The sequence below is a fragment of the Synechococcus sp. RS9916 genome (assembly GCF_000153825.1).
Classification (GTDB): Bacteria; Cyanobacteriota; Cyanobacteriia; order PCC-6307; family Cyanobiaceae; genus Synechococcus_C.
In genome coordinates this window covers 230,725-257,415 of record NZ_DS022299.1, presented here as the reverse complement: position 1 = coordinate 257,415, position 26,691 = coordinate 230,725, and the positions used below count along the sequence as shown (strand labels likewise).

The following is a 26,691-nucleotide window of genomic DNA, read 5'->3' as shown; positions in this document are numbered from 1 at the left end:
GGACTGACAAGGGTCTTCAGAGTCGGCGGGTTGCACCTGAAGCCGTGAGGGCAGGCTCCACTTCCTGATGGGGGCGGGCAATGATGTGGGCAGCCACCAGGCCATCACCAACGCGCTCACAGGCGTCAGCACCGGCGCGGACGGCAGCATTTACAGCACCGGTCTCACCCCGAACCATCACGGTGACGTAACCACCGCCGACAAACTCGCGGCTGACAAGGGTGACCTCAGCGGCCTTGGTCATGGCATCAGCTGCTTCGATCGCAGGCACCACGCCTCGGGTCTCGATCATGCCCAGAGCGATGCCCTGAACCGAGCGAGAGGGGGAGGCACTGGACGCACGACCCGTAGTGGAACCGCTTCCACCTTTGTTCCCACCGGAACGGGCTGCAGTGGAACGCGTGGTGCTGCGGGCCGCAGTGCTGCGACGTGTCGTGGTGGTGCGGGAGCTCGCTGAGGCTGTCGACGATGCAGCGGAAGTGGAGGCGGTCACGGGGGTCACATCAATGGTGGTCTGGGCAGCAGTGCTGGCAGCTGGCTTTGCCTTCGAGGCAGCAGGGGTGGCCGATGCTTTCGCAGCTGCCGAGGACGACGCAGCGCTGGAACGACGGCGGGGAGTAGGTGTGGCCATGACGTGAGGTGATGAACAGGACGGAAAGGGAACGGAGCGCTAGCTATCCATCCGGTGTCCAGTTGTCGATAATCCCACCGATGGTGAGATCCGTAAGGACGGTGTTGTCGGGGCAGGCATGACGAGCAGCCGAACCGCTGGCTGTGAACACCCAGTTGCCTTCACGGGCCCCGACGGGATCGACGCCAACAAGGGTTTTGCCCTTGTTGTTCTTGAGAAGGCGCAGGTGCATGTGATCCAATCCGGCGACCCGGAAGGTGCACACAAGAGTTCCAGTCACCTGCATGATCTCCATCAGCCGGCAGTCCCCTTGGGAGCGGAAGGCGCAGCACCGGAAGCCTTCGGAGCAGGCGATGGAGCTGCACTGGAGGAGGGTTTCGGCGGGTCGGGCTCCCAATGGTCGATGATCCCAACGATGGTGAGATCACTGGGATACGACTTACTCCCAGCGGCCTCACGGGCAGCGGAACTGCTCACACAGATGACCCAGTCGCCCGGCTTAGCACCGACTGCATCGACAGCCACTTTTTTGGTGCTGCCATCCAGCACCACCTGAAGATGCTTGTGTTCGAAATCAGGGATCCGGTTCGTCGAGACCAGAGGCTTGATGACCTTGACAATCAACATGATCAGTGGGCCTCCTGCTGAACAGGCTCGAGGGTGGACCCTACCGCTTCGGCAGGAATGGGCTGGTCACGGTCGCGAACCGTGAGCAACAGATGCAGAAGACCTTCGCGAACGAGGTCTTGGTAGCGCGTGGTGATTGCGTCCTGAACACGGCGGCAGTCGGCGATCGCGCGATCGCGAGCACCCGGGACTTTGCCGGAGTAATCGAAACGGACAACGACAGGAATCGGCAGATCCCGCGAGACATTGAGCCCCTTGAAGATCTTCACACCCACGTCGAGATCTGGGGCGCCTTCTTCAACAGTGTCGAGATGGGCGAAGTAGGTGAGGTTGCGCAAATGCACTTCCTTGAACCCGATGCCGACGCCGATGAAACGCTCAGCATGGCCCGCATCGGGGTAAGGCCCCTGGTGCAGAGAGCGCACATAATCCTGCTGCGAGATGTTGTTAATCAACAACTGGCTGATGAACCGCACCATCCCGGGCTCCGGTGCCTGGGAGCAGTGGGTTTGAACAGCGGCCGTCACAGCCTCGGATGCCTGGGCTGCTGTGAGGGGAGCTGTGCTCTCGTAAAGCGATTGGGCACAGAGCCAGTGATCGAGCTGAATCTCCCCATCACGGCTGGGCACGTGCACGCGAATCGCATCGGTATCGGTGTCGAGGCCAATCAGAAGAAGATCCACCGACGCGCCACAGCAGAAGCTGTTTTCGACGGCCTCACGAAAGTCGTGGAGTCTCTGGAGACCAGCACTGGCGGCGATAGCGTCATTGCTGCCATGGGCTGCACACCCTTGATGGTGGGGATCAAGGGAGCTGAAGTGATACGTGACCGTTTTCAGATAACGGGTTGGTGCATGGGCCTCATTGGGGAGACTCTCGCGATACCGACGATGTTCGGTCTTGACCCAACGATTGACGGTGTTTTCAACATCAAAAAGAGCACCCGCATGGGAGCGGCGGCGTACTGCACTGAAGGGAATGCGTAAGGCGTAGGCAATCGAATGAGCCAGCCGCCCATCAGCACAGGGCGTCACATCGAGCAGATGAAATCCGCACTCCAGGAGGAACGCATTGAATGCGTCAGCACGAGCACTGCCCGAGGAGCCTTCAAGAGGATCATCCAGGAAGAACCGCTCACTGAAGGCCTGATGCGACTGAAACACACACCAGGCGAACAGGGCACGCATGTCCAATGGACGCACCCAGGATTTTTCAAGAATGTGGTCGGGTAGATCAAAACCCAACTCAGCCCGGGCGAGTCGTTGTGCCTGATCCAAGAAGTCGGCGTCGTGCTGCAGTGCAGACACGTTCTGCAAAAGCGGAATAATCCGCTCAAACCGGCCCTTCACCTCCAGCTCATAGGCCTGAAGACGGGCGTTGTCCTCAAGGTTGGTGAGGGGATGGGCACCGAGAACACCACGCTGAGAAGCAGTGGCGGAGCGAAAACGAGACTTGGGTGAACACGAAGGCTCCGACTTGCCAGCGTCTTTCTTACGCCGCACCCAGTTGGGTTGCTGCGCCACAGGACGTCGCGTGTCCCGACCCGTGCGGATCCGACCACCACTCACAGTTCCACCATTGAGAACTGCGGCTTTGCCGGACGTCGTCAGTGCTTTACGCCGCTCAAGCGCAGCGCTTCGCGTGGAGCTGGTGACTGCCTGGGTTGAAGCCTGATCGGATGAGGATGAGGCTTCGCCCAAGACGGCGATCGTGCTGGCTTGTTGCAGCTGTCGACGGGTGGGAGCTGTAGGGGCCATGGGGCGCCCGCTCCGAGACGATTGGGAGCGAACCATCCCTCGATCAGCCCCGTGCGCCGCCGGAGACGGTGATCAGGGAACCCTTATCCGTGTTGCCGCTGGAACCGGTCACACGGCTGACGGGCCATTCAGACTCTTCATTGCGCTTGCGCTCGAAAGGAGACATGGCGCTCATCGGGCCGGGACGGCTGGGGTTGCGGCGGCGTGCCGAAGCGCCCTCAGTGCCGGTCACATGCTCACCGCGATCCCAGTCGTCACCGGTGATCTTGGTGGAGGAACCTTCACCGGTGACCCGGGATGCAGGCTTTGCAGGAGGCTCACTCACCACAGCCACGGTCGGCTGGAACTGACGCTGCTGCTGACGGTTTTGGAATTCGCGGTTATCGAAGCGGAATTGCTCGGTACCGGTCACCTTGCCGCCAGCCATGTCAAAAGGGCCGGTAATCCGATTCCCTTGTTCGTAGGACGTACCCGTCACACCGGAGCGGGCATCACGCTGCTGTTGGGCAGCACGGGCAGGAGAGACAACACTGAAGCGGGTCCAAGCAGCACCCTCGGGAGCTTCACCGTGGGTCTCGGTGCCAGCAGGAGCATCACTGCCGCAGGCAGCGGCCAGTTGATCTGCGCCCACATAGGGAGTACCGGTCACTGCTTCACAAGCACCGCGCTCATCACCGGTCATCACACCACCAACGCCGGGCTGAATGCCGGTCATCGCAGCGGAAGGGGTGCCGAGACGCACAGGAGTGCGCTCACGGATGGCTTGCACAGCGGGAGTGCCGCAGTGCTGGCCAGCCTGCTCAAGGCCGGCATAGGGGGTGCCGGTAACAGCCTGGCAGCTGCCGGGCTCATCGCCGGTGACGCGCTCGGAGCGACCGGTGCGGGTCCCGCTCACCACCTGATTGCGATTGGTAATGCTGAAACCGACTTTCGCGGCTTCAGGCTCAGGCTTGCTGCCACAGAAGGCATTGACCTGCTCGGCACTGACGTATTGATCACCGGTGACGCGATGGCAGGAGCCGAACTCATCGCCGGTGACGGCGGAGGAGCGGCCGACCATCGTGCCGGTCACGCCGGTGCCAGACAGCGTTGCCGAAACGCCAACCTTGGCGGCAGGGCGACCTTCGGGCAGGGGATCAGAACCAAGGTACTGATCGCCGGTCAGGCCGCGACCTGCACCGGCTTCATCACCGGTGACGCTGGAGGAGCGACCGACCATCACGCCGCTGACGGGGCGGCCCTCGAGGGTGAGGCTATGGCCCACCTTGCGAGGAGAAGGGTTGGAGCCGCCGCAATAAGCAGCAGACTGATTTGCAGAGATGTATTCAGTGCCGGTGACGGCCTTGCAGGTGCCAGGCTCATCGCCGGTGACCTTGCTGGAACGACCCACTTCGTTGCCGGTCACGCGGTTGCCGTGGCTGGTGGCAGTAACGCGAACCTTGGCGGGAGTGGTGGGTTCGGGAGCGGTCTGGCAGAAGGTCTGGAACACCTCAGCGCCGAGATACTCGGTGCCAGTGATTGAGCGGCAGGTGCTGGCCTCGTTGCCGGTGGTTTTCACCGAGCGGTTGGCCTGGGTACCGGTGACGGTCTGACCAGCGGTAGTGGTGCTTTCACCAACCTTCCAATGAGCATCAGCGGCAGCAGCTTGCTTGGCGCCGTGACGGTTGGGGCCAGTGGGGCGGGTGACGCCAGCGCTTTGTTTGTTGCGAGCACCGGCTTTGGTGCGCAGCTCACGCACCTGTTGGGCGAGCTCACGGCTGGTGAGATCAGGGTTGGCCTGACGCGCAACAGCTGCTGCGCTCGTGGGCTGCTTGCCAGCGGTTTTGCCATGCTTGGCCATGGCTTCACGACGGGCCAACACCAGTGCGCGACTGGGGTTTTCGATGGCACGACGCTTCGGAAAGGCTGTGCGACGCTCCGCAGCAGCACGGCGATCACCGGAGCGATTGCTCAGCTCGACGGTGACTGCAGGACGTGCTGCTTTCTCAGTAGCGCGGGCACCGCCACAACCACACTCTTTCTTGGCCGGCTCAGCCGCGGCAGCGGGCTTGGTGGTACGGGCCACATCAGAGCGGTTTCGATCCCGACTGGTGTCGGCAGTCTTGCCGCGGCGGGACAGGGCTTCACGGCGAGCCAACACCAGTTCGCGGCTGGGCTGACGGACGGCCTTCACTTGGGAGGAGTGGGACGAGGCGGGGCGAGGAGCGCTCGCGCTCAGACCGGAGGAACGGGTCGGAGCAGCGGGAGCAGGTGCAGCAGGAGCTGAAGCCTCAGCTGCATTGGTGCGGGTCGGACGTGCATCCGAGGCGTTACGCACACGATTGGCCTTGTCACCGGCAGCAACCGATGCCTTCTTACCGGCCGTAGTCAACGCCTTGCGGCGCTCAAGTGCGAGTTCGCGACTGGAGAGTCTTGCCATGTCCGCCCGAGGGTGTCGTCGTGAATGGAAGGGATGAATCCCTTCGAAAAAAAGTTGAGCCCTGATGAAGGTCAGGGCTCGGAACCGTTAGGTCGAGGGATCAGCGACCCTCGAAGACCACGAAGCAGGCACCCTGGCTTTGGGTGTAGGCGTCGTAACCGACGATGCGCACGTGGTGGTCGGGGTAAGCGCGATGGCAAGCCTCGAGCTCACTGACCACAACGTTGAGGTCCTTCTCACCGAAGAAGGGCAGCTTCCAATAGGACCAATAGGTGGCCATGGAGTTGCTGGGGTGGACGTGCTCAACGAGCGGGCTCCAACCCTGGGCAATGATGTACGCGATCTGGTCGTAGATCTCGTCCTGGGTCATCGGCGGGAGGAAGCCGAAGGTCTCCAGGGTGGCGACTGTTTGATAGTCACCCACGGTGCTCTGGAAAGGCATGGGGATCCTGGTTTACGAAATTGTTGGGACCGGAACTCGTGTGATCCGGCCGGAGTCATGACGAAGAACGGGTGGAGAGTGCCGGTGATGGCACCCTCCGCACCGATCAGCTCTGGACGTCGAGCTTGTCGACGGTGTCGAACTCGAACTTGATCTCCTTCCAGGTCTCGAGGGCGATGGCCAGCTCGGGGCTGTGCTTCGCGGCTTCCATGAGGATGTCGCGGCTCTCTTTCTCGAGATGACGGCCGGCGTTGCGTGCCTTGACGCAGGCCTCGAGGGCCACACGGTTGGCAGCAGCACCTGCAGCGGAACCCCAGGGGTGACCGTGGGTACCACCACCGAACTGCAGAACGGAGTCGTCGCCGAAGATGGTGACCAGGGCGGGCATGTGCCACACGTGGATACCGCCGGAAGCAACGGCGAACACGCCAGGCATGGAACCCCAGTCCTGATCGAAGAAGTTGCCGCGGCTGCGGTCTTCGGGCACGAAGGATTCGCGCAGCTGGTCGATGTAGCCGAGGGTGGTCTGACGATCACCTTCCAGCTTGCCGACCACGGTGCCGGTGTGGAGCTGGTCACCACCGGACAGACGCAGACACTTGGCGAGAACGCGGAAGTGGATGCCGTGCTTGGGATGACGGTCGATCACCGCGTGCATGGCGCGGTGGATGTGCAGCAGCATGCCGTTCTTACGGCACCACTTCGAAAGACCGGTGTTGGCCGTGAAGCCACCGGTGATGAAGTCGTGCATGATGATCGGCATTCCGAGTTCCTTAGCGAACTCGGCGCGCTCATACATCTCTTCGGGAGTGTTGGCGGTCACGTTGAGGTAGTGACCCTTGCGCTCGCCGGTCTCCTGCTCAGACAGCTTGATGGCTTCCGCAACGAACTCGAAGCGGTTCTGCCAACGCTGGAAAGGCTGGGAGTTGATGTTCTCGTCGTCCTTGGTGAAGTCCAGACCGCCACGCAGGCACTCATAGACCACACGGCCGTAGTTCTTGCCGCTCAGGCCGAGCTTCGGCTTGATGGTGCAACCCAGCAGAGGACGGCCGTACTTGTTCATCCGGTCGCGCTCGACCTGGATACCGTTCGGCGGGCCGTAGCAGCTCTTGATGAAGGCCATCGGGAAGCGGATGTCTTCCAGACGGAGGTGGCGAAGAGCCTTGAAACCGAACACGTTGCCGACCAGGGAGGTCAGAACGTTGGTGATGGAACCCTCTTCGAACAGGTCGAGGGGGTAGGCGATGAACGCATAGAAGGACTCCTTGTCACCAGGGACGTCCTCGATGCGGTAGCAACGGCCCTTGTAGAAGTCGAGGTCGGTGAGGAGCTCGGACCACACAGTGGACCAGGTACCGGTGGAAGATTCAGCGGCCACAGCTGCGGCGACTTCTTCCTTGGGCACACCTTCCTGGCCGGTGCACTTGAAGCAGGCCAGCAGGTCGGTGTCTAGGGGAACGTAATCAGGAGTCCAGTAAGTGTCCCTGTACTCCTTGACCCCAGCGTCGTACTTCTTGCTCATGGAATAACTCCGTTAGGTCGGTGAAGAATGGAGAGAAGCGCTACCTCGTCAGAGGTTCAGCGTCAGATCTCAGTCCTTCTGGCCGAGGAAGTTGCCGTTGCCCAGAGCAGGCTCAACTTCGCGGTGGGGGCGGGCAATGATGTGAGCAGCCACGAGACCGTCGCCGACGCGCTCGCAAGCATCAGCACCAGCGCGAACAGCTGCGTTCACAGCACCGGTTTCGCCGCGCACCAGAACGGTGACGTAACCGCCGCCGACGAACTCACGACCGATCAGGCGCACTTCGGCAGCCTTGGTCATGGCGTCAGCTGCTTCGATCGCGGGGACCAGGCCGCGGGTCTCGATCATGCCGAGAGCGATGCCCATGGTTTCGTTAGCCATTGCCTACCGGGGAAAGGGGTGGAATGTTCGCTGGCGACATTGCTTCCTCAAGCCGGAACTCGTCAAGAGATTTGGACGACTTCCCGCATCACTGTCCATAGTGAACTTGATAAGTGGGACTAATACCCCAGTCAGTGACTGTTTGCCAGGGCTGTTGGAAGCCAGGTGTGGAGCCGTGAACATTCGGTTGCAAGCCGGCCCACAGTGCATAAATTCACCCTGGCGTCAGTTCCCTGCGCCTGCAGGGGTGGAATGTTCAACCCGTTCTGACGCCGCTTCGCGACCGACCGCTTATCAACTCAGACGTTTCCTACCCCTAGACCACACAATGGAAGCCGCATCAGCTTCGGATTGGGTCATCCCGTTCTCACCATTGCCAGTGGCAATCCCTACAAAGTGGCGGAGATCGAGCACATGCTTGGTCCTCTTCCGGTTGAGGTGAGGCGTCAACCCGACCACCTTGATGTGGAAGAAACGGGCAGCACGTACCTCGAAAATGCACGCCTCAAAGCTGAGGCTGCAGCCCAGCACACAGGAACGTGGACTCTCGCCGATGACTCCGGCCTTGAAGTGGATGCCCTCAATGGAGCCCCCGGCCTTTACACCGCGCGCTTCGCTCCCAACAACGAGGCAAAACTCCAGAGGTTGATCGAGGCATTGGGCGACGAGCCCTACCGCACCGCCTGCTTCCGCAGCGCAATGGTGTTGTGCAACCCGGAAGGCGTTTGTGTTGAGGAAGCCGAAGGGGTCTGCTGGGGGGAATTACTCACCGTCCCCGCTTACCCGGGCGCAGGAATTGAATCCCTCTTCTGGGTGCGTGAAGCCCGCTGCAGCTACGGCCAACTCAATGACTCCCAGCTTGCACGGCTTGGCAGTCGCGGGAAAGCCGCACGCGCCCTCGCTCCACGGCTGCGTCAGCGGCTGAAGCTCGACTGATCGAAACCCAAGCCCTGCAGCAGCGCGTTAACGCAATGCTGAACGTCGGTTGATCATCTCGATGGCCCGCATGGCTGCAGCAGCAGCTTCCTCCACATCACCTTCCCGGCCTGCCAGGGTGAGACGACCGAAAGCTCCGACAGCTTTCACATCCACCAAGGTGATGTTGGACGCTTTTTCGGCTTCATTGGCGGCAATGAGCACATAGCCCGCCGGCTCGGTTTCCAGGATGAACATGCTCATCCCGGCTTCGATCATCGAACCGCGGCGATTTTGTCGATTGATCAGAACCGCATGGTCAGGGGTGATCGCCCTGATCACTTCTGTCCAACTGACGTCTGCAGGGGTGCGTTGTTCGACCGAGCTGCCAATCGCTTCGAGAACGACATCACCGGAGTGGATCACGGTGCTCTGATCGCGGTGATAAAGAGCCATCGAACCGAAGGCCCGTTCCACCACCATCTGTCCGAGGCGAACATTGCTGGCTTTCAGTGCGATGTCGGTCACCCGGTGCACCGCCATCCCCGGGGACACCTCCATCCAGAGGCAGGCATCACCTGGGATCGGCAAGAAACCCTGGCTCACCGTTCCCATGTAGGCCGCCAGTTGTGGCTGCAGGGAATCAATGAACACATAGGTGCGCAGTTCAATCGACTGCACATGGCTGTTCTGCCGCAACAAACGCGGAGATTCAGAATCTGTCGTCACAACGCAGCTGGCTCCGCCGGCGGAGGCGTGCACCTCCGTTCCAGTGACCAGCGCGCTCCCTCCGCGTCGCCGCTCCCGGTTGTCCAAGCCGGCGAAACGATTCATGGGGCGGATCTTAACGGAAGGTGATCAAGAAACTGTCGGTCACAGCTTGCTTTGTGGCACAGAGCCGATACCTTCCGCGCATCCGCGTTCTGGCCTATGGCTTCTTCCAAGCAAAGCCCCGCCCCGTCCAGCGAGCTGGCCACCGAGCTCAATGCGGAACAGGCGCTCGGACTCGTGAGCTATGGCCTGATGCAACGTCTGGCCAACGAAGGCCAAGCTGAACTCCCCTGGCTGGAGATGCCCGGTCGGGAAGCTGCCGATTCCATGCGACAGATGCGTCAGCGCCTGGAACTGACCGCTCTCGCCATCGACACCGGTGCCCCGCTCACCACAACGGAAGTCAGCCTTCTCCTCGGTGCACGGCCCGCAGCAGACACCGTGGAGCGGGGTGGACTCAAAGCCCGACGCATCAGCCGCAACGTCTGGCGACTGAGCCGTGTCGACGACAACGCAGAGAGCAACAGCTTCCGGGATGACCGCTTCCGCCGCCGGCTCTGAAGTCAGGGATTAAGAGAGAGCCATCAACACGTCTCCCTTCAATTGTCTGTTTTGTCGGTGTCGTTGGTCCCGTCGGGACCATCAGCATCGGCTTTTTTGTTGGCCGTCGGCTCCTCGTCAATCTCCACACACACGGTGGCTGACGCCAGCTGAGCCCGGGCAACCACCAAAGGAGCCACCTTGCCCTGCAGCTGCTCAGACGCCTCTTTCAGTGTGAGGGATTTGTCCTTGCGGACCTTCTCCACCTCCTCTTGGAACAAGGCGACCTGATCGCGGTACTCCTTGACTTCGGCCTTACTCAGCTCCCCTTCCGCGCCATCAAGTTTGGCGAGCGCAGCGCGCAGTTTTTCACCGGCCTGTTCTGCATCGCCAACCGTCGACTCCGGAGTGAGCGCAGCAACGGATGCCACGGCTGCATCCACATCAGAGCGGGCAGCACAAACAGCCTCCACTCCGGCGGCAACCTTCAGTTCATCATCAACCGCTTTGTCGGCGGGGGACTGACACGCCGCAAGTGTGAGGCCCATGACCATGACGGCAGGCAGAAATCGCGCGAGTGCCAAGGATTTTGAGCAATCTCCTCTTCAACGCTAATCAGGGTTTCCACACCCGTTCTGAAGCGATTCCAAAGAGTTTTGGCACGGCCTGCCAGAGCGACGCAAGCTCAGCAAGGTGGAGGAGTTCAGCACCTGGATGCCATGAGCGCAAACCTGCTGAAGGAATCAGGCCCCCGCGAGGTGTTTTGCGGGCTCACCTCAATCGTGTGGCTGCATCGCCGGATGCCCGACGCCTTTTTTCTGGTGGTCGGTTCCCGCACCTGCGCCCATTTGATTCAGAGCGCTGCTGGGGTGATGATTTTCGCCGAGCCCCGCTTCGGTACAGCAATCCTCAGCGAGCGGGATCTAGCGGGCCTTGCTGATGCCCACGACGAACTCAAACGCGTGGTGCGGGATCTGCTGGCCCGACGCCCTGAGATCCGCACCCTGTTCCTGGTGGGGTCCTGCCCCAGTGAAGTGATCAAGTTGGATCTGGCGAGAGCCTCCGAACAGCTCAACCAGGAGATGGAGGGCCGCGTTCGCGTGGTGAATTACTCCGGCAGTGGGATTGAGACCACGTTCACCCAGGGGGAAGACGGCGCCCTCAGCGCCCTCGTGCCGATGTTGCCCACCAGCACGGAACGTCAACTGTTGCTGGTGGGAACCCTGGCCGATGCGGTCGAAGACCGCTTAATCACCCTGTTCAAGCGGCTGGGGATCGACACGGTGCGCAGCTTGCCGCCACGCCAGTCGACGGATCTACCCCCGGTGGGCCCGGGCACCAAGGTGCTCTTGTGTCAGCCGTTTCTCAGCGACACCACGCGCCGACTGCGGGACAGGGGGGCTGAGATCCTCCCAGCCCCCTACCCCCTTGGGGCGGAAGGCAGCCGTCTGTGGATGGAAGCGGCCGCCCAGGCCTGGGATATCAACGCGGCCCAGATCAGGGCAACGCTCGACCCCTTGATGGAACGGGCGCGGCTGGCCCTCGAGCCGCACCGCCAGAAGCTGGCTGGCAAACGGATCTTTCTGCTGCCGGAATCCCAGCTGGAATTGCCCTTGGCCCGATTCCTGCAACGGGAGTGCGGCATGGACTTGGTGGAAGTGGGCACCCCTTACCTGAATCGCGACCTGATGCGCAGTGAGCTGGAGCTGCTGCCCGATGGGACGCGCGTCATGGAAGGACAGCACGTGGAACAACAACTTGATCGGGTGCGAGACGCCCGTCCAGACCTGGTGGTGTGCGGCATGGGACTGGCCAACCCGTTGGAGGCGGAAGGAATTGCCACCAAGTGGTCGATCGAATTGGTGTTCAGCCCCATCCATGGCATCGATCAGGCCGGAGAACTGGCTGAACTGTTCTCCAGACCATTGCACCGCCATCAACTGCTGGCCGCGGGGCGCCAATGCTGACGGCGCCTCTCTTGCGAGCCCAGCCACCCCAGCATCCTTTGTTTTCCCCCGATCCCCGTCCCGTTTCTCTCTGATTCGCCGTTATGGACCTCACGCTCTGGACGTATGAAGGCCCACCCCATGTGGGAGCGATGCGCATCGCAGCCTCGATGAAGGGAGTGCATTACGTGCTGCACGCGCCGCAAGGCGACACCTACGCGGATCTGCTGTTCACCATGATCGAGCGCCGCGGACAACGGCCTCCGGTCACCTACACCACCTTTCAGGCCCGCGATCTCGGCGGTGACACAGCCGAGCTGGTGAAACGTCACGTGCGGGAAGCCGTGGAGCGGTTTGAACCCGATGCACTGCTCGTGGGGGAAAGCTGTACAGCGGAATTGATCCAAGACCAGCCCGGTGCACTGGCCTGCGGCATGGGGCTGAATCTGCCGGTTGTGACCCTGGAACTGCCTGCCTACAGCAAGAAAGAGAACTGGGGAGCTGCCGAAACGCTCTATCAGCTGGTGCGAGGACTGCTAAAGCAACAGCCCGCCAACCCGGGCGCCCACAACCCGACAGCCTGGAAGGAGGAACAACGCCGACCGCGGGTAAACCTGCTGGGCCCATCCCTACTGGGCTTCCGCTGCCGCGACGACGTGCTTGAAGTGCGCAAACTGCTGGATCGCCATGGCATTGAGGTGGCCGTGGTGATGCCTCTAGATGCGTCGGTGGCTGATGTGATGCGACTGCCGGACGCTGATGTGAATGTGTGCCTCTATCCGGAAATCGCCGAATCCAGCTGCAGCTGGCTGGAGCGAACCTTCGGCCAACCCTTCACCCGCACGGTGCCGATCGGGGTTGGCGCCACCACCGACTTCCTCGCGGAGCTGCGCGCACTGCTCGGCATGGAGCCCCCGGCCAGCGACGAGGGAGCCCAACAGTCGCGCCTGCCCTGGTATTCCGAATCGGTGGATTCCACTTACCTCACTGGCAAACGGGTGTTCATCTTCGGCGACGGCACCCATGTGCTTGCGGCCGCACGGATCGCCAGGCGTGAACTTGGCTTTGAGGTGGTTGGGCTCGGCACCTACAGCCGGGAAATGGCCCGCCCCGTGCGGGCCAAAGCCAAGGAGCTGGGTTTGGAAGCACTGATCAGTGACGACTACCTGGCAGTGGAGGCGGCCATGGCGGAGGCGGCCCCAGAACTCGTGCTGGGCACCCAGATGGAACGCCACAGCGCCAAGCGACTGGGGATCCCCTGCGCCGTGATCAGCACGCCCATGCATGTGCAGGATGTGCCCGCCCGGTATAGCCCTCAGATGGGATGGGAAGGCGCGAATGTGATCTTCGACACCTGGGTGCATCCGCTGATGATGGGCCTGGAGGAACACCTGATTGGCATGTTCCGCCACGATTTTGAATTCGTGGATGGTCACCAGAGCCATCTCGGCCATCTCGGTGGGCTGCAGTCGGGGCAACCCGAACCCAACGCGGCTCCGGCTATGACCGCTGTCGCTGGCGATGTGTCAGGGGAGACAACGCTCACCTGGACCGCAGATGGCGAAGCGGAATTGAAGAAAATCCCCTTCTTTGTGCGCGGAAAAGTTCGCCGCAACACGGAGACCTATGCCCGCGAGCAGGGAAGAGGTCAAATCGACAGCGAAACGCTCTACGACGCCAAAGCCCACTTCAGCGCTTGAGCACCAGAGAGCCCTCAGCCTCTCAAGACGACCCGCCTAACAGAACAGAAAACGCATAAATACCTAGGAATAAATTCACAGAAAAACCACGTATTTGAGTCCAAATGATGTGCTGAAACACACACACTTCAACCTGTTGTGTCAGATCATCATTGAGCGAACCAGACCCTCCTTCGCTGCACTTCAATACCTTTAGGTGGCTCACCACAATGACAACAACTCTCACGCGTCCAGCTGACGGTGAAGGCAGTGTTCAGGTTCACCAGGATCCGTCGGTGAATCTCGAAGAAGGAACTCTGGTGATCGCCGTCTACGGCAAAGGGGGGATCGGCAAATCGACCACCTCCTCCAACCTCTCGGCTGCTTTTTCCAAACTGGGGAAACGGGTGCTGCAGATCGGCTGCGACCCGAAGCACGACAGCACCTTCACGCTGACGCACCGCATGGTGCCCACGGTGATCGACATCCTCGAGGAGGTGGACTTCCACAGCGAAGAGCTGCGCCCCGATGACTTCATGTTCACGGGCTACAACGGCGTGAAGTGTGTTGAGAGTGGCGGCCCTCCAGCAGGTACGGGTTGCGGTGGCTACGTCACCGGCCAGACCGTCAAGCTGCTCAAGGAGCACCATCTGCTGGAAGACACCGATGTGGTGATCTTCGATGTGTTGGGCGATGTGGTGTGCGGAGGCTTCGCAGCACCGCTGCAACACGCCAACTACTGCCTGATCGTCACAGCCAACGATTTCGATTCAATTTTTGCCATGAATCGCATCGTGGCAGCCATCCAAGCGAAAGCGAAAAACTACAAAGTGCGCCTTGGCGGCGTTGTGGCCAATCGATCCGCAGACACCGATCAGATCGATAAATTCAATGGTCGAACGGGCCTCAAAACCATGGCCCACTTCCGTGATGTAGATGCCATCCGCCGCTCACGCCTGAAAAAGTGCACCATCTTCGAGATGGACGACAACGATGAGGGCGTGAAGGCCGTTCAGAACGAGTATCTGAGCCTGGCCCGCAACATGCTGGAGAACGTCGAACCCTTGGATGCCGAACCTCTCAAAGACCGGGAGATCTTTGACCTCCTCGGCTTTGATTGATGCAGCACTGCCTCCCCATCAGGGAGGCAGCAACATCGGGCCCTACCTTCAGCCTCCTAAACCCACCAGCTTCATCGACAGATCCCAAACCCTTTCCGCTGTCTGCGGATCTGTTGCCTTGTCAGACAGCTCCTGGCTGAACTGCTGGCCATCCTTCTTCTGACGATTACCCCAGCTCCAGTGCACTCCTGAAACGGCGAAATCAGGATCAGAGACCACCTGAGCAACCCGCTCACCGGCCAAGGCCTGGGTGACATAACCACCAGTGATGTTCTTCTGGAACCAGGGGAAAATCGTTTGAAACGCCTTGGGCGTGTTACGGAACAACGGCGTATCCGCCACACAGCCGGGATACAGAGAGCTGAACACGATGCCGGTCTCACCGTGAAGCCGACGATGCAGCTCCTGAGTGGTGATCATGTTGCAAAGCTTGCTGTCTTTGTAAGCCTTACCCGGCTTAAAGGCCTTGTTGTTGGCCATCGTGATGGGCTCTTGAAAACCCGCTTCAAAACCTGAGAGATCACCGAGATCCGCGGGTGCGGGGATCGGAATCTTTCCGCCAAGCTCCTTGGAATTGGCCGTCACGGTGCCAAGAATGACCACTCGCTTGGAGGGATGGGTCGACGCCTGCAATGCAGGCATCAAAAGATGAATCAACAGGAAATGACCCAGATGGTTGGTCGCCATCGAGATCTCATAACCCTGGGGTGACCGCTCAGCCTGCTTGAGGCGGGGTTTATAGACCGCTGCATTGCAGACGAGTGCATCGATCGGCTGGTCGAGGGAGGCAACGGCGCGGCGCACGCAGTCAAGATCGCCAAGATCCATCTGGATGTGCTTCAACCGCTCCTTGGGAATATCGAGTGCATCTGCAGCACCGGCAGCCCGTTGGGGAGAACGATTGCCGGTGATCACCGTCCAACCCTGACTCGCCAGGGCCTTCACAGTGTTCAGGCCTACGCCGGAGGTGGTTCCAGTCACCAGAACAGTGCCAGGGGTACCGGTCATCTCAGCAGTACAGAAGGCGACAGTCTGCCGCGCAAGCCCTCGTCAGTCGTCGTGTGGTCACGAATCTCAGCGCCAGATCACCCGCAGCCGGTTCGGAGCAATCCATTGATCCTGCTCATCCATCAGACGACGATCGCCGCCAAGGGTGAAGAGTCGATCAAACCGCTGCTGAAGCTGGTTCAACTTGCTCGACTCCACCTCGACAACAGCCGCTAGTTCCCCATGACGGTCAAGGCGTTCCTGATAAGCGAACGAGAGTTTGACGAGACTGACTCCACCAAGAGCCACCAATCCCAACTTGACTGCCAGTGCCAAGGCACTGCAGAGCTTTTCACGACGCTCGACCTGAAGCTGCAGCTCAGCAGCCAAGGTTGCTGCATCAACCTGAGACGCCGCTGTCGATGGCGGCTGAGCCGACCTCTCTTGGACAGGACTCTGACGACTGCGACGCCTTACAGCGCTGCCCGCAGGCCTCATCGTCGTCGACTCAGCGCGACCGAAACGGCGTCGGGCAACAACATCAGCCGAGGGAGTGGCCAAAGTGATGAATCGAATGCCCGCTTGTAACGCAGCGGGCGAGCGATGCCAAGGGGGCAAGACGCCCCCTGAAACGATCAGGCGCGGTAGAGGCTGACGCAAAGACGCACAGCCAGAATGCCCGCATGGGCAGCAACCACGAGGGCGATGAAGATCTCGGACTGGGTGAGGGCGCTGGCCATGGGAATCCCTGGAAACGGTCTCATTCTTCCTGCCTGACACGGCAAGACGCCATCATTCGCAAAGGCCTGTCACACCCCCATGAACGCCGGACCCCTCGATCACGTCATCAACATCGATGCCCGCGCGATCCAGGAGCTCGACCTCAGCCCTCTCCAAGCCTGGATGGAGCAGCCTTTACCTGAGCGTCTGAAGGCAGGCGCCGTGGTGGAACTCCGTTACGCGTGGCCCAGGGATGCCGATGATCCCCGCGAATTAAGTGAATGCCCTGAACCACGGCTCTGGGCGCTGCGAGCCGATGCGCAGCATCCCTGGCTGCCGTTGCTGCTGGAGCGTTCCGGAGGAAACCTCGCGCAACATGTGGCCATGCTTGTGCCCCACGATTTCAGCCCGAGCGAGGGGATCCGTTTTGATCCACAAGCCCTTGAGCTTTGGGTGACCCAGCGGCTGATGTTGCTGGACCACCTCAACCGCGGGCAGCAGCAATCGCAACGGGGCAACCTCAATCAGATGGCCGCCACCCTTGGTTACGAACTCGACCCGGGCTTCTGGGCCCTGCTTGATCAACACCCCTAGTCCGCCTGCCGATGGAGGGAGCAACCATCAACCTCTGGATGGTGATCGGGTTCCTGATCGCGGCCTATGCCTTGGTGGCCAACGACTCCCTCCAGACCCTGGGCACCTACATCACATCCAACGACGGAACGACGCCGAAGTGGATCCAGATGGCGTTTATCAGCGCCATCACCACTGCGGTGCTGCTAGTGGGTTGGCGTGTCCATGGTGGCGACCCCTCCTGGGGACGACTCGCCCTGTTCCCCATGCCAGCCCCATTCACCTGGGTCTATGTCATTCCACCGCTTGTCGTCCTGGCCCTGACAGCCTGGGGCGCCCCTGTCAGCACCTCCTTTTTGGTGTTGTCGAGCTTCGTTCCCAGTCAAAGCACCAGGCTGATCCAGAGCTCTATCTGCGGCTATGGGCTGGCCCTCGTGATCGCACTGATCAGCTGGGGCTTCGGGCTCTGGGTGCTTGAACGCTGGGTGTTGCGCAGCCCCCGGCGTGGCGCTCCGATCAACACCATCTGGCTTGCCCTGCAGTGGGGCTCCACAGCAGTTCTGTGGAGCCTGTGGATGGTTCAGGACATGGGCAACATTTTTGTCTATCTCCCGAGAACGCTGAACGGGCCAGCGATGGCCAGCACCACGCTGATCCTCTGCCTGGGGCTCTGCATCCTGATCGCTCTGGGGGGCGGGCCGATCCAGACCGTGATCCGATCCAAGACCGACACCACTGATCTGCGCTCTGCAACGGTGATTGATTGCGTATTCGGGCTGTGTCTGCTCGCCCAGGGGTTGCTCAGCAGTTTTCCCCTCAGCACCACCTGGGTGTTTCTGGGTGTCTTGGCCGGGAGGGAATTGGCCCTGCTCAGCAGAAAGCAGCCGTGGGAAGCGTTGAACAACGCCCGCAGTGGAACCGTTGTGCTCCTAGGCATGGGGAGCGACCTCGGGAAAGCAACTGTCGCCTTGGTGGTGAGTCTGGTCGTTGCCCTGGGCTTGCAGCCCCTGATCGCATGGACGGTTCACTGATCAACAATCAGCTGAGATGCAAGGCGAGCTGAAGAGCACGCCTGCCACTGTCGAGAGCAAGGATCAGCGCCAAGGCCCGCAGCAAAGCCGCCAGGGTGCCGGGCTTCGCACGATCCAACCGGGAGGCACTCCACTGGGCAGCCAGGGCTGCCGTGAACCCCAGCAACAAGCCCATGGAGGGATCACCACGCTGTTCCACCAGAAACTGCAAGGAGGCCGCCGAGGCCGAGCAGGCCACCGCCAGGGTGCTGAAGCGGATGGCCAGACGAATGGGCACCGCCAGCGTGCGCACCATCAGAGGCACCATCACCAAACCGCCACCCAACCCGAGCATTCCGCCAGCCAGGCCGGCCACACCACCGATCAGCATCAGACCGGCCCACGGCAGCGACTGTGACGCTTGCAGTTCAGCGTCGTCCGTTTCGGCCCGGATCGTCACAGTCAGCACCAGATACATCAGGCACTGGAGCAACAACAAATGCCAGCCCTCCGCGAAGCGACCTAATTGGCTGAACAGCAATGCCGATAGAAAGGCCGCCAGGCCGATCGCCAGGCCTTGCTGGGCTGGGATGGCGCGCTGACGCAGGTGGGTGACCGTGCCACCGAGGGCAGTGGGAACGATCGCAAATGTGCTGGTGGCCAGGGCCTGGTGAGGCGGCAGCCCCATCCACAGCAGCAAAGGCGCGAAAATCAGACCGCCGCCAATGCCCAACAGGCCTGCGAGGGCTCCGGCGAGGAGACCGAGGGGCACCGCCACCAGCAGATCACCCAGCTCCATGCCCATCACGCCAACCAATGCATCCTGCCCGCCCGCCCCAGCGCGCAGCGGCCTGCTGTTGCCGCAGCTGGAGCTCCAAGGCCCTGAACAGATGGCGCTCGATGCCTGGCTCCTGGAGCAATGCGTGCAAGGAGCCCTGACGTCGCCGGTGCTTCGCTTCTACACCTGGCCTGGGGCCTGGCTGTCCCTGGGGCATCATCAGCAAGAGCTGCCTGGTCGCTGGACGAGGCTGGAGCAGAGAGGCGCTTTGCAGCGCGTCCGACGCCCCAGTGGTGGTGGGGGCGTGCTTCATGCCGGCGGCCTGACCTACGCACTGATCTGGCCCCATGCACCACGAAGCCGGCGGCAGGCCTATCAAGCCACCAGTCAGTGGCTCGTCGAAGGATTCGCGAAGCTGGGGGTGACACTCCAGGCAGGAGAAGCCGAGGCGACGGCGGGGTCAGCGCACTGCTTTGCCAGCTCCACCAGTGCTGATCTGATGGATGGGAACAGAAGCAAACGCATTGGGAGCGCTCAGTTCTGGCGCCGCGGGCACCTGCTCCAGCATGGTGAAATCGTGCTGCAACCTCCTGCCGCACTCTGGCGAGACCTCTTCCAGAGCGACCCGCCATCACCGCTAGAGGGCCTAACCCGCGAGCCCATCGTGGCCGCACTGAAAGACGCATTGCCGCTGCTCTGGCCTGGGCTGAGCTGGATGCCCCATCAGCTCGAGACGTCCCAATGGGATGAGATCAGGAAGCAAGTGAGCCTTTATCGCGTCTTTGGAGATGGCTCTTCCTCGAGCAACCCTGAGGCCTGCATCGACGCAACGGCCTGCACCAGGGGTAAGCCGAACGGATAGCCGTTCTGACGACGGGCCGCCTCCAGCATTGGAGGCGGCAAGCGCAGATTGAGGGCCTTGAGAACCGCCTCACCCACATCGCCCCTCTCCAGGGTGCCAGCGGGCAATCCGGCGCGGTTGATCACCAGCAAGCGACCTTGAGCACTGGCTTCCAGGGCAGGCACGGCTTTCCACAACGGTTCGGTTTCCGCAATCGAGGGAAGAGTGTCCAGCGGCTGCAGATGATCCGCCAGGATCTGCCGATCCCATTGCTGAACTGGCAGATCACGCAACGGCGCATCGTCAATGGTGCCCAACCATCGACCGCCACGGGTGACCAACACCCAGTCCGCCGGCCGAGCATCGCCGTCGATCCCCTCCTGTTGGCCGCCCAAGCGCAATTCACTCAAACGGCGCAGAGGCTGATCCGCCTCCAGCACCCGGAAACGCCGGGCCGTGGCCGCCTGCACCGTGAGCTTGCGCAAAACGTTCTGCAGCATCAGCACCTGGGTTTGATTGCGGGATGCACCCAGGCCGAACCAACCGAGCATCACCAACCACAACGCCCCGATGCCGCCTCCCTTGGCCAAGAACAGCCACACCCCCATGAAAATCGCAAACAGCGAGAGGAAACGACCGGTGGCCGTTGCCACCTGAATGCCTTTGCGTTGGCTGCCGGTGAAGTGCCACACCAGAGCCTTGAGGATCAACCCCCCATCAAGGGGCAGGCCAGGAAGCAGGTTGAACAACGCCAAAACGACATTGACCACCGCCAGTTCTGACACCAGGCGTCCCAGGATCGGGCTGATGTGATCCGCGGAGTGAACGCCCAACAGCAGAGCAGCCCCAAGAACGAAACTGACCAATGGGCCGGCCGCAGCCACCCGAAAGGCCCCCATGGCTGTCGGGCATTCGCGTTCCACCCGGGCCACGCCTCCCAGGAGGAACAACGTGATGCTGCGCACCTGCACGCCTTCTCGAAGCGCCACCAGGGAATGACCGAGCTCATGGAGCAGCACGGACACGAACAGAAGCAACGCGGTGAGCAGGCTGAACAGCCAGGAACTCCAAACCCCCAGCGCCTGCACCTCGGGTAAGGATGACCAGTTGGGCTGGGCCACCACGGTGATCAGGGAAACGATCAGGAACCAACTGGGGTGCACCCGCAAGGGAATTCCCCGGATGCGCATCAGCTGCCAGCCTTCACCCACAGGACTCCTCCGCGAGGCCACAGCAGGGCCTTCTTCCTCCTAATCCTAGAAACTGCATTTCAACGGGCTGCAGGAGCCATCCATGAACGATTCAGCTGTGGCCGTCAAGATCTGCGGCCTGACCACCGTCGAACAAGCCTGCGCCATTGCAGCGATGGGGGCGAAAGCGATCGGCGTGATCGGTGTCGCCGCCACCCCCCGTTTCATCCCTGAGCAGCAGCGCAGGGACCTGTTTGCCCATCTGCATCACCACCATCCCAGTGTGGAGCGGGTGTGGGTGGTGGCAGATGCCGACGATGCCCAGTTGAACGAAGCGCTGAGGGGAGAGGGGATCCCCACAGTGGTGCAGCTTCATGGCAACGAAACACCGGAGCGATGTTCAACCCTGCGCCAGCGCCACCCGCAAACCCGCTGGTGGAAGGCCCTGCGCTTACGTCAACCCCAAGACCTCGAATGCCTGCAGCGCTACGAAGCCTGCGTGGATGCTCTGCTGCTGGATGCCTGGAGTGCCGAACAGCTTGGCGGTACGGGGCATCGACTGGAGCTGAGCTGGCTTCAGCAACTGGAACGCCAGCTGCCTTCAGCCATGCCCTGGTGGCTCGCAGGAGGGATCAGTGCTGAATGGATTCCTGACTTACTCAGCCAGGTGCGTCCCGACGGCCTCGATGCCTCCAGCCGGCTGGAGACCGCACCAGGCGTCAAAGACCTCACCAAAGTGCGTGACTTAATCGAGGCCACTGCTACAGCAGATCTAGCTTGAGCCAAGACCCCAGCACCATGGTGCGTTTTCTTCCGTCCTCCCGCAGCGGCCAACCAACCAGTCCGATGAAGACGCGATCGGCAGGTGCGCTGATCGGTTGGGCACTCACGGGGAGCCTGCTGTTGAGCACCACCAGCGCGGTGCGAGGTCAGGGCATGCTCCCCGGCTGCCGACTGGAGAATGGCAGTCTTCAATGCGTTCCGGGCTTAACCGCCACCCCCCAGCAACAAATTCAGGTGCTGGATGGCGAAATCACTCGCGACCAGCAAGCGGAGGGGCGGATCGTTCAGGCCATCGCGGGCCTGAAACACTTTGCGGTGGTCGGTGAGGCACGTCAAAGAGCGCTTCTCAAAGCAGAGCTTGAGTTCAACGACAGCACAATCGAGACGCTGACGATCCACTGGTATCGACGCTCCGCGAAAGGCCACTGGCAACTGATCGATTCCGCTGGCGAACGGACTTACGTGATCAATGCCGACGACGCTGGCAGCTCAGTCATGGCCGTGCTCACAGTGACCACGGATCAAGGCAAGGTGCTGAAGACCAACAGCAATGCTGTGGGCCCCATCGAGGGGCCCTAACGGACAGCAGGCCTCAGGTGCTCAGCAGGGCTTCTTGCTGACGCACCAGCTCAAAGAACTCCTGCTTAAGGCTGGGGTCGTGTCGGAAATCACCACGCACCACGGAATTCACCATGCTGGTTTGCGGTTCGCGCACACCTCTCCACTTCATGCAGTAGTGCTGAGCCTTCACGATGATGCCAAGTCCTTTGGGCTCACAAAGGCGCTCGATCTCATCAGCCAAAATCATCACCGCTTCCTCCTGGATATGAGGACGGGAAAACACCCAATCGGCAACGCGGGTGAACTTGGAGAGACCGATCACCCTGCTACCAGGCTTGATGCCAATCCAGCAGTTGCCCATGATCGGCACCAGGTGGTGTGAACAAGCTGAGCGAACGGTGATCGGACCAACGGTGTAGATCTCGTCGAGCTCTTTGACGTTGGGGAAGCTGGCCACCTTGGGCTGCTGGTGGTAACGCCCCTTGAACACTTCGTGCAGGTACATCCGAGCCACGCGCTCGGCCGTTTCCTCCGTGTTGTGATCGTTCTCGATATCGATCACCAGGCTGCGCAGAAGATCACGCACACGGTCGCCTACTTCGGCCTCGAGGGCCTGCATTTCTCCAGGAAGGATGAAGTCGGCAATGTTGTCATTCGCCAGGAACGAGACACCGGCTGCCTTCAGACGGGCACTGATCTGGGCCGAGACGGTCTGGACGACGCCGTCCGTAGCTTGCACGTTGCCGCCACTGAGGCCGTTACTGGTGGCTGGGAGCGTTGAAGTCATTGAAGGCGTAATTAAAAGGCGCCCACAGCGGGCATCAGGGTGAGGTCCTCAATCACCTGGGTGGCCGGTTGCTCGGCAAGGTGAAGAAGTGCTGCAGAAGCTTGCTCGAGTGGCAGCATGGCACGCCGGTCGAAGGAACTGTCGACCGTGGGGGAATCCCAGAGGGACGAATCCACTGCACCAAGGGTGAGGGTGCAGGCACGAATCCCGTTGGCCCGCTCCTCCTCCGCCAAGCAGCGCGTAAAACTGGCAAGAGCAGCTTTGGTGGTGCAGTAAGCACCCCAGCTTGGAAAGGCGTTGCGAGCAGCATGGCTGCTCACGTTGATCACGAGTCCGCCAGCACCACGCATGGACGGAACCACAGCGGAGCAAAGCTGGAACACGCTCGTGAGGTTGAGCTGAAGCAACCACTGCCACCGTTCGAGCGGCATGGCCAGCAAATCACCCGTGTAGGCCGCACCTGCGTTGTTGATCAGCACCGAAGGGTGTTGACCATGGCTAAGGAGTTGCTCCACAGCAGGTGCAATGGCCGCTGGATCGGCAAGATCACAGGCTTGGAATCTCACCCGACGGCCAAGACTGGCAATCTCGGAGGAGAGAGCTTGAAGTGCGGCTTCGCTACGAGACAGCAAGAGCAGATCCCAGCCAGCTTGAGCAAAAGCCAAAGCAGCAGCCCGACCAATGCCTCGTGACGCCCCGGTAATCAGAACAGACGGCAAAGAGCCTCAGCAGACTTATTGACCTTAAACAGCCAGATCGTTTTCTGTTGAGCCAACGGTCAACACGCGACCCATGGCACGGAACTTGCTGTAGCGCTGATCGCGCAGCTCCTGTTCAGACAGACGGTCGAGGTCATTCAGATGGCGCTCAATGGCCTCTCGCAGCACCTCGCCTGCCTGAAGTGGAGCCCAGTTGTTGCCACCAGCAGGCTCCGGCAGCACTTCATCCACGACGCCCAGGCTGCGCAGATCCGGACCAGTGATCCGCAGAGCTGCGGCGGCTTCCGGAGCCTTTGCAGCATCACGCCAGAGAATCGAGGCACAGGCTTCCGGGCTGGCCACGGTGTAGACGCTGTGCTCGAACATCAGCAGACGATCCGCTACACCAATCCCGAGGGCACCACCGGAACCACCTTCGCCAATCACCGTGGCGATGATGGGCACCCTCAACCGGAACATTTCGCGCAGGTTTACAGCAATCGCCTCACCCTGACCCTGCTCCTCGGCCAGCAGCCCCGCATAGGCACCAGGGGTGTCGATGAACGACAGAATTGGCAGGCGGAAGCGATCGGCGTGATCCATCAGCCGCAAGGCTTTGCGATAGCCGCCAGGGGTGGCCATGCCGAAGTTGCGGGCGACATTTTCTTTCGTGTCGCGCCCTTTCTGATGCCCCAAGAGCAGCACGGAACGGTCACCGATCCGACCGACGCCTCCCACCAGCGCCTGATCATCGCTGCCGCGGCGATCGCCATGGAGCTCAACCCAGTCATCACAGAACATCTGGATGTAATCCAGGGTGCTGGGGCGATGGGGATGCCGCGCCACCTGAATTTTCTGCGCCGGTGTGAGATTGGAGAAAATCTCCTCTCGGCGGCGGGCGGCCAGGGTTTCCAGCTGCAGAAGCTGCTGGCTCACATCCACTTCAGAGCTGCGGGCCAGCTCGCGGATCTGCTCGATCTGCTGCTCCAGTTCAACCAGAGGCTTCTCGAATTCGAGCAGATGACGACGGGCCATAGCAGCGTTAGGGGAGAAAAAGTCAGGCGACGGCAGCCTGAGGCTGGGGGTTGAGATTGAGGGTGGAGAACCCGTGTCTCACAGAGGCTTCACCGATGAAATCCATTTTTTCAAGGGTGATGTTGTTGCGCCCCCAACTGAAGTTGGTGTGGCACTCCTCGAAGTCAAGCAGCATTGCCTCTGCGAAACAGGCAAACATCTGGCGCTGAGGCTTCTCCATCTCAGCAATTTCCATCATCGACCAGCCGATATCACTGCCGAACTCGACAATGCCGCCCTTGAGCACATGCACCCCTGCACTGGCGACCTTGGCATCCAGGTTCTTCGGGTAGCCCCCATCAATCATCAAACAGGGCTTACGGAGCGATGCGGCATCGATTTCAAGCGTGCGCGGCATGCTGGCCACCCACACCACCACATCAGCCTCGGGCAAAGCCTCATCCAGACTCAGGATGCGACCACCGCCAAGCTCCTGCTGAAGATCGAGCAAAGGCTGTTGCTGGCGTGCCACCAAAAGCAACTCACCAACACCAGTGCGCTGCGAAAGCCATCGGCACACAGCGCTGCCGATATCACCGGTGGCACCAACCACGGCCACCTTGGCTGAGGACAGATCAATGCCCAGCAAGGGCGCGTTGTTCTCCACCTGACGACTGATCACCCAGGCGGTGTGGGTGTTGCCGGTGGTGAACCGCTCCCACTCCAAGGTTGTGCTGCGCACATGCTGGTGCTGCAGCAGGTTGAAATTCTCGAAAATGATGGAGGTGAAGCCCCCCAGAGCCGTGATGTTGATGCCCTTCTTCTGAGCCAGCTCCATCGCATTGAGCACCTTGCGCCGCGCCGTTTTGAAGCGGCTCAACATCTCCGGCACGAAGCAGGAATCAATGTAGGCACCGGTGATCGTCTTGCCAGTGGCGCTGGTCACCTCGACGTGCTCAACAAGCTGGGGAGGCGCACTGCACCAAACATCCAGATCACCTTCGGCGATGTGATCGAACCCGAGCTCAGAGGCCTTGCGCCTTGCGGCCTCAAAGCTGGTGGAGTGTCCGATCAGACCAAACATGTACCGCCGACGATCAACAGGTTGAGGATCCCTGGCCGCAACCGCTGAGGCCTGGTGCCGCCATGCTCTCACGAAAGCATGTAGCGGAAGCTACGTGACGCCACCCCAGTTGGTCGAACAACCAGGGTGGTCGTACCGATCAGACCGCCAGAGCAGCGGCCGCCATACGGGCGATATCACGGGAACTGAAACCGATTTCGTTCAGTGCTTCCTGGTATGCGATCAGGAAATCCTCGATCAGATCTTCTTTTTCCATGTGCAGCACAGCCGCATCCTTGGCCACCTCTTCGAGCATGGAGCGGATCAAGGGGAGGTTGACCTTGTTGGCCTCCATGAGCTCGTCCTTACTGGCTTCGAAATTGGCTTTGAGCCACTCCTGGCCGTAGTTGAGGTGGGTGTATTCGTCCTTGACCACACCTTCGGTGATCTTGCGGGCGAAGGGGTCGGCTACAGGGATATAGATGTGATACGCGGAAATGGCGAAGGCCTCGATCAAGAGGGCCTGAATCAGGAGACAGGTCACCACCTTGCCTTCCTTCATGGCCTTCTGGAAGTTGCCGTGGAGAGGGGCAAAGAAGGTGCGGGCGAAATCCATATCAGCGGTGACGCCGAGGTTGTTGCCGCACGCGGTGAAGCCTTTCATGTGCTTCATCTCCATGCGGGCCAGCCCCTTGAGCTCGTCAGCCTGATCAGGGATCAGGGTTCCCAGAGAGATGTAGTTGTCGTGAGCTTCCTGTTCACCCTCAATCACAATCGCGTTGATGCGGCTGTATGCGTCCTTGTAAGCCGCGCTGCTGAAGTCAGGCAGTTGCGAAGCAGATCCGTCCTGATCACTGATGGCAGCGACCTCAGGCGAGTTGAGGGTCGGCATGGATCGATCGTTCCCATAAACAGGCAATGCGAACGACTGTAAC

Annotated in this window: 30 protein-coding genes; 10 read left to right on the top strand and 20 right to left on the bottom strand. The window is 61.0% G+C overall.

Annotation, left to right across the window (positions count from 1 at the left end; genetic code table 11):
* Positions 1 to 16 precede the first annotated feature (16 nt).
* The 8 genes from RS9916_RS15330 to RS9916_RS01555 all read right to left on the bottom strand — a co-directional run bounded on the left by RS9916_RS15330 (position 17) and on the right by RS9916_RS01555 (position 7,779).
* Positions 17 to 631 (bottom strand): BMC domain-containing protein, encoded by a 615-nt coding sequence (locus RS9916_RS15330; RefSeq protein WP_038023039.1) that lies wholly within the window; start codon positions 629 to 631, stop codon positions 17 to 19.
* A gap of 43 nt (positions 632 to 674) precedes the next feature.
* Entirely contained in the window at positions 675 to 926 is a 252-nt protein-coding gene (locus tag RS9916_RS01585; protein WP_007097423.1) for a carboxysome peptide B, read from the bottom strand.
* Positions 926 to 1,258 carry a carboxysome peptide A gene (locus RS9916_RS01580; protein WP_007097422.1) on the bottom strand — a complete coding sequence of 111 codons (333 nt, stop codon included), beginning with the start codon at positions 1,256 to 1,258 and terminating at the stop codon, positions 926 to 928. Before RS9916_RS01580 ends, RS9916_RS01585 begins: the two co-directional genes overlap by 1 nt.
* Before the next feature lie 2 nt (positions 1,259 to 1,260).
* A complete protein-coding gene (locus RS9916_RS01575) occupies positions 1,261 to 3,051 on the bottom strand; it encodes a carboxysome shell carbonic anhydrase (RefSeq protein WP_038023036.1) in 1,791 nt (596 codons plus the stop codon).
* A 7-nt stretch (positions 3,052 to 3,058) separates the two neighbouring features.
* On the bottom strand, positions 3,059 to 5,434 hold the full coding sequence (locus RS9916_RS01570; RefSeq protein WP_007097420.1) for a CsoS2 family carboxysome shell protein: 2,376 nt from the start codon (positions 5,432 to 5,434) through the stop codon (positions 3,059 to 3,061).
* 100 nt (positions 5,435 to 5,534) lie between these two features.
* The gene (locus RS9916_RS01565) at positions 5,535 to 5,876 is read right to left on the bottom strand and encodes a ribulose bisphosphate carboxylase small subunit (protein ID WP_006043651.1); all 342 of its coding nucleotides are present in this window, start codon (positions 5,874 to 5,876) and stop codon (positions 5,535 to 5,537) included.
* A gap of 106 nt (positions 5,877 to 5,982) precedes the next feature.
* On the bottom strand, positions 5,983 to 7,398 hold the full coding sequence (locus RS9916_RS01560; RefSeq protein WP_007097419.1) for a form I ribulose bisphosphate carboxylase large subunit: 1,416 nt from the start codon (positions 7,396 to 7,398) through the stop codon (positions 5,983 to 5,985).
* A 69-nt stretch (positions 7,399 to 7,467) separates the two neighbouring features.
* Positions 7,468 to 7,779, bottom strand: a complete 312-nt coding sequence (locus tag RS9916_RS01555) for a BMC domain-containing protein (protein WP_006169870.1) — start codon at positions 7,777 to 7,779, stop codon at positions 7,468 to 7,470.
* A 351-nt stretch (positions 7,780 to 8,130) separates the two neighbouring features.
* Between RS9916_RS01555 and RS9916_RS01550 the strand changes: the two genes are divergently transcribed.
* Complete coding sequence (locus RS9916_RS01550) at positions 8,131 to 8,715, top strand: non-canonical purine NTP pyrophosphatase (protein ID WP_007097418.1); 585 nt, start codon at positions 8,131 to 8,133, stop codon at positions 8,713 to 8,715.
* 27 nt (positions 8,716 to 8,742) lie between these two features.
* On the opposite strand, the gene RS9916_RS01545 is transcribed toward RS9916_RS01550, so the two are convergent.
* Positions 8,743 to 9,528 (bottom strand): BMC domain-containing protein, encoded by a 786-nt coding sequence (locus RS9916_RS01545; protein ID WP_007097417.1) that lies wholly within the window; start codon positions 9,526 to 9,528, stop codon positions 8,743 to 8,745.
* Between the two features lie 96 nt (positions 9,529 to 9,624).
* Here RS9916_RS01545 and RS9916_RS01540 point away from each other — a divergent pair, with 96 nt between their 5' ends.
* Positions 9,625 to 10,026 carry a hypothetical protein gene (locus RS9916_RS01540; protein ID WP_007097416.1) on the top strand — a complete coding sequence of 134 codons (402 nt, stop codon included), beginning with the start codon at positions 9,625 to 9,627 and terminating at the stop codon, positions 10,024 to 10,026.
* A 38-nt stretch (positions 10,027 to 10,064) separates the two neighbouring features.
* Here RS9916_RS01540 and RS9916_RS01535 read toward each other — a convergent pair whose 3' ends face one another.
* Positions 10,065 to 10,553, bottom strand: a complete 489-nt coding sequence (locus tag RS9916_RS01535) for a hypothetical protein (protein ID WP_232199495.1) — start codon at positions 10,551 to 10,553, stop codon at positions 10,065 to 10,067.
* A 171-nt stretch (positions 10,554 to 10,724) separates the two neighbouring features.
* On the opposite strand from RS9916_RS01535, the gene RS9916_RS01530 reads away from it, so the two are divergent.
* The 3 genes from RS9916_RS01530 to bchL all read left to right on the top strand — a co-directional run bounded on the left by RS9916_RS01530 (position 10,725) and on the right by bchL (position 14,751).
* Complete coding sequence (locus RS9916_RS01530) at positions 10,725 to 11,972, top strand: ferredoxin:protochlorophyllide reductase (ATP-dependent) subunit N (protein WP_038023034.1); 1,248 nt, start codon at positions 10,725 to 10,727, stop codon at positions 11,970 to 11,972.
* 83 nt (positions 11,973 to 12,055) lie between these two features.
* Positions 12,056 to 13,651, top strand: coding sequence for a ferredoxin:protochlorophyllide reductase (ATP-dependent) subunit B (locus RS9916_RS01525; protein WP_007097413.1), 1,596 nt, complete (start codon positions 12,056 to 12,058; stop codon positions 13,649 to 13,651).
* 209 nt (positions 13,652 to 13,860) lie between these two features.
* Positions 13,861 to 14,751, top strand: a complete 891-nt coding sequence (gene bchL, locus RS9916_RS01520) for a ferredoxin:protochlorophyllide reductase (ATP-dependent) iron-sulfur ATP-binding protein (protein ID WP_007097412.1) — start codon at positions 13,861 to 13,863, stop codon at positions 14,749 to 14,751.
* A 48-nt stretch (positions 14,752 to 14,799) separates the two neighbouring features.
* Here the strand turns inward: bchL and RS9916_RS01515 are convergent, their stop codons facing one another.
* The 3 genes from RS9916_RS01515 to psaM form a co-directional block, all read right to left on the bottom strand.
* Positions 14,800 to 15,759 (bottom strand): protochlorophyllide reductase, encoded by a 960-nt coding sequence (locus RS9916_RS01515; RefSeq protein WP_007097411.1) that lies wholly within the window; start codon positions 15,757 to 15,759, stop codon positions 14,800 to 14,802.
* 66 nt (positions 15,760 to 15,825) lie between these two features.
* Positions 15,826 to 16,128, bottom strand: a complete 303-nt coding sequence (locus RS9916_RS01510) for a hypothetical protein (protein WP_007097410.1) — start codon at positions 16,126 to 16,128, stop codon at positions 15,826 to 15,828.
* A 245-nt stretch (positions 16,129 to 16,373) separates the two neighbouring features.
* Positions 16,374 to 16,478, bottom strand: a complete 105-nt coding sequence (gene psaM / locus RS9916_RS01505; protein ID WP_007097409.1) for a photosystem I reaction center subunit XII — start codon at positions 16,476 to 16,478, stop codon at positions 16,374 to 16,376.
* 79 nt (positions 16,479 to 16,557) lie between these two features.
* Here psaM and RS9916_RS01500 point away from each other — a divergent pair, with 79 nt between their 5' ends.
* The gene (locus tag RS9916_RS01500) at positions 16,558 to 17,052 is read left to right on the top strand and encodes a CRR6 family NdhI maturation factor (RefSeq protein ID WP_007097408.1); all 495 of its coding nucleotides are present in this window, start codon (positions 16,558 to 16,560) and stop codon (positions 17,050 to 17,052) included.
* Positions 17,053 to 17,063: 11 nt separating this feature from the next.
* Positions 17,064 to 18,062 (top strand): hypothetical protein, encoded by a 999-nt coding sequence (locus RS9916_RS01495; protein WP_007097407.1) that lies wholly within the window; start codon positions 17,064 to 17,066, stop codon positions 18,060 to 18,062.
* A gap of 7 nt (positions 18,063 to 18,069) precedes the next feature.
* Here the strand turns inward: RS9916_RS01495 and RS9916_RS01490 are convergent, their stop codons facing one another.
* Entirely contained in the window at positions 18,070 to 18,840 is a 771-nt protein-coding gene (locus RS9916_RS01490; RefSeq protein ID WP_038023998.1) for a sulfite exporter TauE/SafE family protein, read from the bottom strand.
* On the opposite strand from RS9916_RS01490, the gene RS9916_RS13690 reads away from it, so the two are divergent.
* Positions 18,839 to 19,681, top strand: a complete 843-nt coding sequence (locus RS9916_RS13690; protein ID WP_071961539.1) for a protein ligase — start codon at positions 18,839 to 18,841, stop codon at positions 19,679 to 19,681. The genes RS9916_RS01490 and RS9916_RS13690 overlap by 2 nt on opposite strands.
* On the opposite strand, the gene RS9916_RS01480 is transcribed toward RS9916_RS13690, so the two are convergent.
* Positions 19,591 to 20,871, bottom strand: coding sequence for a site-2 protease family protein (locus RS9916_RS01480; protein WP_007097403.1), 1,281 nt, complete (start codon positions 20,869 to 20,871; stop codon positions 19,591 to 19,593). The genes RS9916_RS13690 and RS9916_RS01480 overlap by 91 nt on opposite strands.
* A gap of 82 nt (positions 20,872 to 20,953) precedes the next feature.
* Here RS9916_RS01480 and RS9916_RS01475 point away from each other — a divergent pair, with 82 nt between their 5' ends.
* Together RS9916_RS01475 and RS9916_RS01470 are read left to right on the top strand one after the other, a co-directional pair.
* Entirely contained in the window at positions 20,954 to 21,631 is a 678-nt protein-coding gene (locus RS9916_RS01475; protein ID WP_007097402.1) for a phosphoribosylanthranilate isomerase, read from the top strand.
* Positions 21,632 to 21,648: 17 nt separating this feature from the next.
* Positions 21,649 to 22,212, top strand: a complete 564-nt coding sequence (locus RS9916_RS01470) for a hypothetical protein (protein ID WP_232199494.1) — start codon at positions 21,649 to 21,651, stop codon at positions 22,210 to 22,212.
* A 13-nt stretch (positions 22,213 to 22,225) separates the two neighbouring features.
* Here RS9916_RS01470 and folE read toward each other — a convergent pair whose 3' ends face one another.
* From folE to RS9916_RS01445, 5 genes are all read right to left on the bottom strand, one after another.
* Positions 22,226 to 22,981, bottom strand: coding sequence for a GTP cyclohydrolase I (folE, locus tag RS9916_RS01465; RefSeq protein ID WP_007097399.1), 756 nt, complete (start codon positions 22,979 to 22,981; stop codon positions 22,226 to 22,228).
* An 11-nt stretch (positions 22,982 to 22,992) separates the two neighbouring features.
* Entirely contained in the window at positions 22,993 to 23,700 is a 708-nt protein-coding gene (locus RS9916_RS01460) for an SDR family oxidoreductase (protein ID WP_038023027.1), read from the bottom strand.
* A gap of 24 nt (positions 23,701 to 23,724) precedes the next feature.
* Positions 23,725 to 24,714, bottom strand: a complete 990-nt coding sequence (locus RS9916_RS01455) for an acetyl-CoA carboxylase carboxyltransferase subunit alpha (protein ID WP_007097397.1) — start codon at positions 24,712 to 24,714, stop codon at positions 23,725 to 23,727.
* A 22-nt stretch (positions 24,715 to 24,736) separates the two neighbouring features.
* Positions 24,737 to 25,777 carry a long-chain acyl-[acyl-carrier-protein] reductase gene (locus tag RS9916_RS01450; RefSeq protein ID WP_007097396.1) on the bottom strand — a complete coding sequence of 347 codons (1,041 nt, stop codon included), beginning with the start codon at positions 25,775 to 25,777 and terminating at the stop codon, positions 24,737 to 24,739.
* 139 nt (positions 25,778 to 25,916) lie between these two features.
* On the bottom strand, positions 25,917 to 26,648 hold the full coding sequence (locus RS9916_RS01445) for an aldehyde oxygenase (deformylating) (protein ID WP_007097395.1): 732 nt from the start codon (positions 26,646 to 26,648) through the stop codon (positions 25,917 to 25,919).
* Positions 26,649 to 26,691: the final 43 nt, after the last annotated feature.

What these genes read in the sequence shown, in the direction of transcription:
- RS9916_RS01585 (WP_007097423.1), bottom strand. Translation starts at nt 926, where the DNA reads ATGGAGATCATGCAGGTGACTGGAACTCTTGTGTGCACCTTCCGGGTC.
- RS9916_RS01500 (WP_007097408.1), top strand. Translation starts at nt 16,558, where the DNA reads ATGAACGCCGGACCCCTCGATCACGTCATCAACATCGATGCCCGCGCG.
- RS9916_RS01580 (WP_007097422.1), bottom strand. Translation starts at nt 1,258, where the DNA reads ATGTTGATTGTCAAGGTCATCAAGCCTCTGGTCTCGACGAACCGGATC.
- RS9916_RS01570 (WP_007097420.1), bottom strand. Translation starts at nt 5,434, where the DNA reads ATGGCAAGACTCTCCAGTCGCGAACTCGCACTTGAGCGCCGCAAGGCG.
- RS9916_RS13690 (WP_071961539.1), top strand. Translation starts at nt 18,839, where the DNA reads ATGCCCATCACGCCAACCAATGCATCCTGCCCGCCCGCCCCAGCGCGC.
- RS9916_RS01545 (WP_007097417.1), bottom strand. Translation starts at nt 9,528, where the DNA reads ATGAATCGTTTCGCCGGCTTGGACAACCGGGAGCGGCGACGCGGAGGG.
- RS9916_RS01535 (WP_232199495.1), bottom strand. Translation starts at nt 10,553, where the DNA reads ATGGGCCTCACACTTGCGGCGTGTCAGTCCCCCGCCGACAAAGCGGTT.
- RS9916_RS01555 (WP_006169870.1), bottom strand. Translation starts at nt 7,779, where the DNA reads ATGGCTAACGAAACCATGGGCATCGCTCTCGGCATGATCGAGACCCGC.
- RS9916_RS01490 (WP_038023998.1), bottom strand. Translation starts at nt 18,840, where the DNA reads ATGGAGCTGGGTGATCTGCTGGTGGCGGTGCCCCTCGGTCTCCTCGCC.
- folE (WP_007097399.1), bottom strand. Translation starts at nt 22,981, where the DNA reads ATGACTTCAACGCTCCCAGCCACCAGTAACGGCCTCAGTGGCGGCAAC.
- RS9916_RS15330 (WP_038023039.1), bottom strand. Translation starts at nt 631, where the DNA reads ATGGCCACACCTACTCCCCGCCGTCGTTCCAGCGCTGCGTCGTCCTCG.
- RS9916_RS01470 (WP_232199494.1), top strand. Translation starts at nt 21,649, where the DNA reads ATGGTGCGTTTTCTTCCGTCCTCCCGCAGCGGCCAACCAACCAGTCCG.
- RS9916_RS01495 (WP_007097407.1), top strand. Translation starts at nt 17,064, where the DNA reads ATGGAGGGAGCAACCATCAACCTCTGGATGGTGATCGGGTTCCTGATC.
- RS9916_RS01455 (WP_007097397.1), bottom strand. Translation starts at nt 24,714, where the DNA reads ATGGCCCGTCGTCATCTGCTCGAATTCGAGAAGCCTCTGGTTGAACTG.
- RS9916_RS01565 (WP_006043651.1), bottom strand. Translation starts at nt 5,876, where the DNA reads ATGCCTTTCCAGAGCACCGTGGGTGACTATCAAACAGTCGCCACCCTG.
- RS9916_RS01445 (WP_007097395.1), bottom strand. Translation starts at nt 26,648, where the DNA reads ATGCCGACCCTCAACTCGCCTGAGGTCGCTGCCATCAGTGATCAGGAC.
- bchL (WP_007097412.1), top strand. Translation starts at nt 13,861, where the DNA reads ATGACAACAACTCTCACGCGTCCAGCTGACGGTGAAGGCAGTGTTCAG.
- RS9916_RS01560 (WP_007097419.1), bottom strand. Translation starts at nt 7,398, where the DNA reads ATGAGCAAGAAGTACGACGCTGGGGTCAAGGAGTACAGGGACACTTAC.
- psaM (WP_007097409.1), bottom strand. Translation starts at nt 16,478, where the DNA reads ATGGCCAGCGCCCTCACCCAGTCCGAGATCTTCATCGCCCTCGTGGTT.
- RS9916_RS01575 (WP_038023036.1), bottom strand. Translation starts at nt 3,051, where the DNA reads ATGGTTCGCTCCCAATCGTCTCGGAGCGGGCGCCCCATGGCCCCTACA.
- RS9916_RS01450 (WP_007097396.1), bottom strand. Translation starts at nt 25,777, where the DNA reads ATGTTTGGTCTGATCGGACACTCCACCAGCTTTGAGGCCGCAAGGCGC.
- RS9916_RS01515 (WP_007097411.1), bottom strand. Translation starts at nt 15,759, where the DNA reads ATGACCGGTACCCCTGGCACTGTTCTGGTGACTGGAACCACCTCCGGC.
- RS9916_RS01530 (WP_038023034.1), top strand. Translation starts at nt 10,725, where the DNA reads ATGAGCGCAAACCTGCTGAAGGAATCAGGCCCCCGCGAGGTGTTTTGC.
- RS9916_RS01475 (WP_007097402.1), top strand. Translation starts at nt 20,954, where the DNA reads ATGAACGATTCAGCTGTGGCCGTCAAGATCTGCGGCCTGACCACCGTC.
- RS9916_RS01540 (WP_007097416.1), top strand. Translation starts at nt 9,625, where the DNA reads ATGGCTTCTTCCAAGCAAAGCCCCGCCCCGTCCAGCGAGCTGGCCACC.
- RS9916_RS01525 (WP_007097413.1), top strand. Translation starts at nt 12,056, where the DNA reads ATGGACCTCACGCTCTGGACGTATGAAGGCCCACCCCATGTGGGAGCG.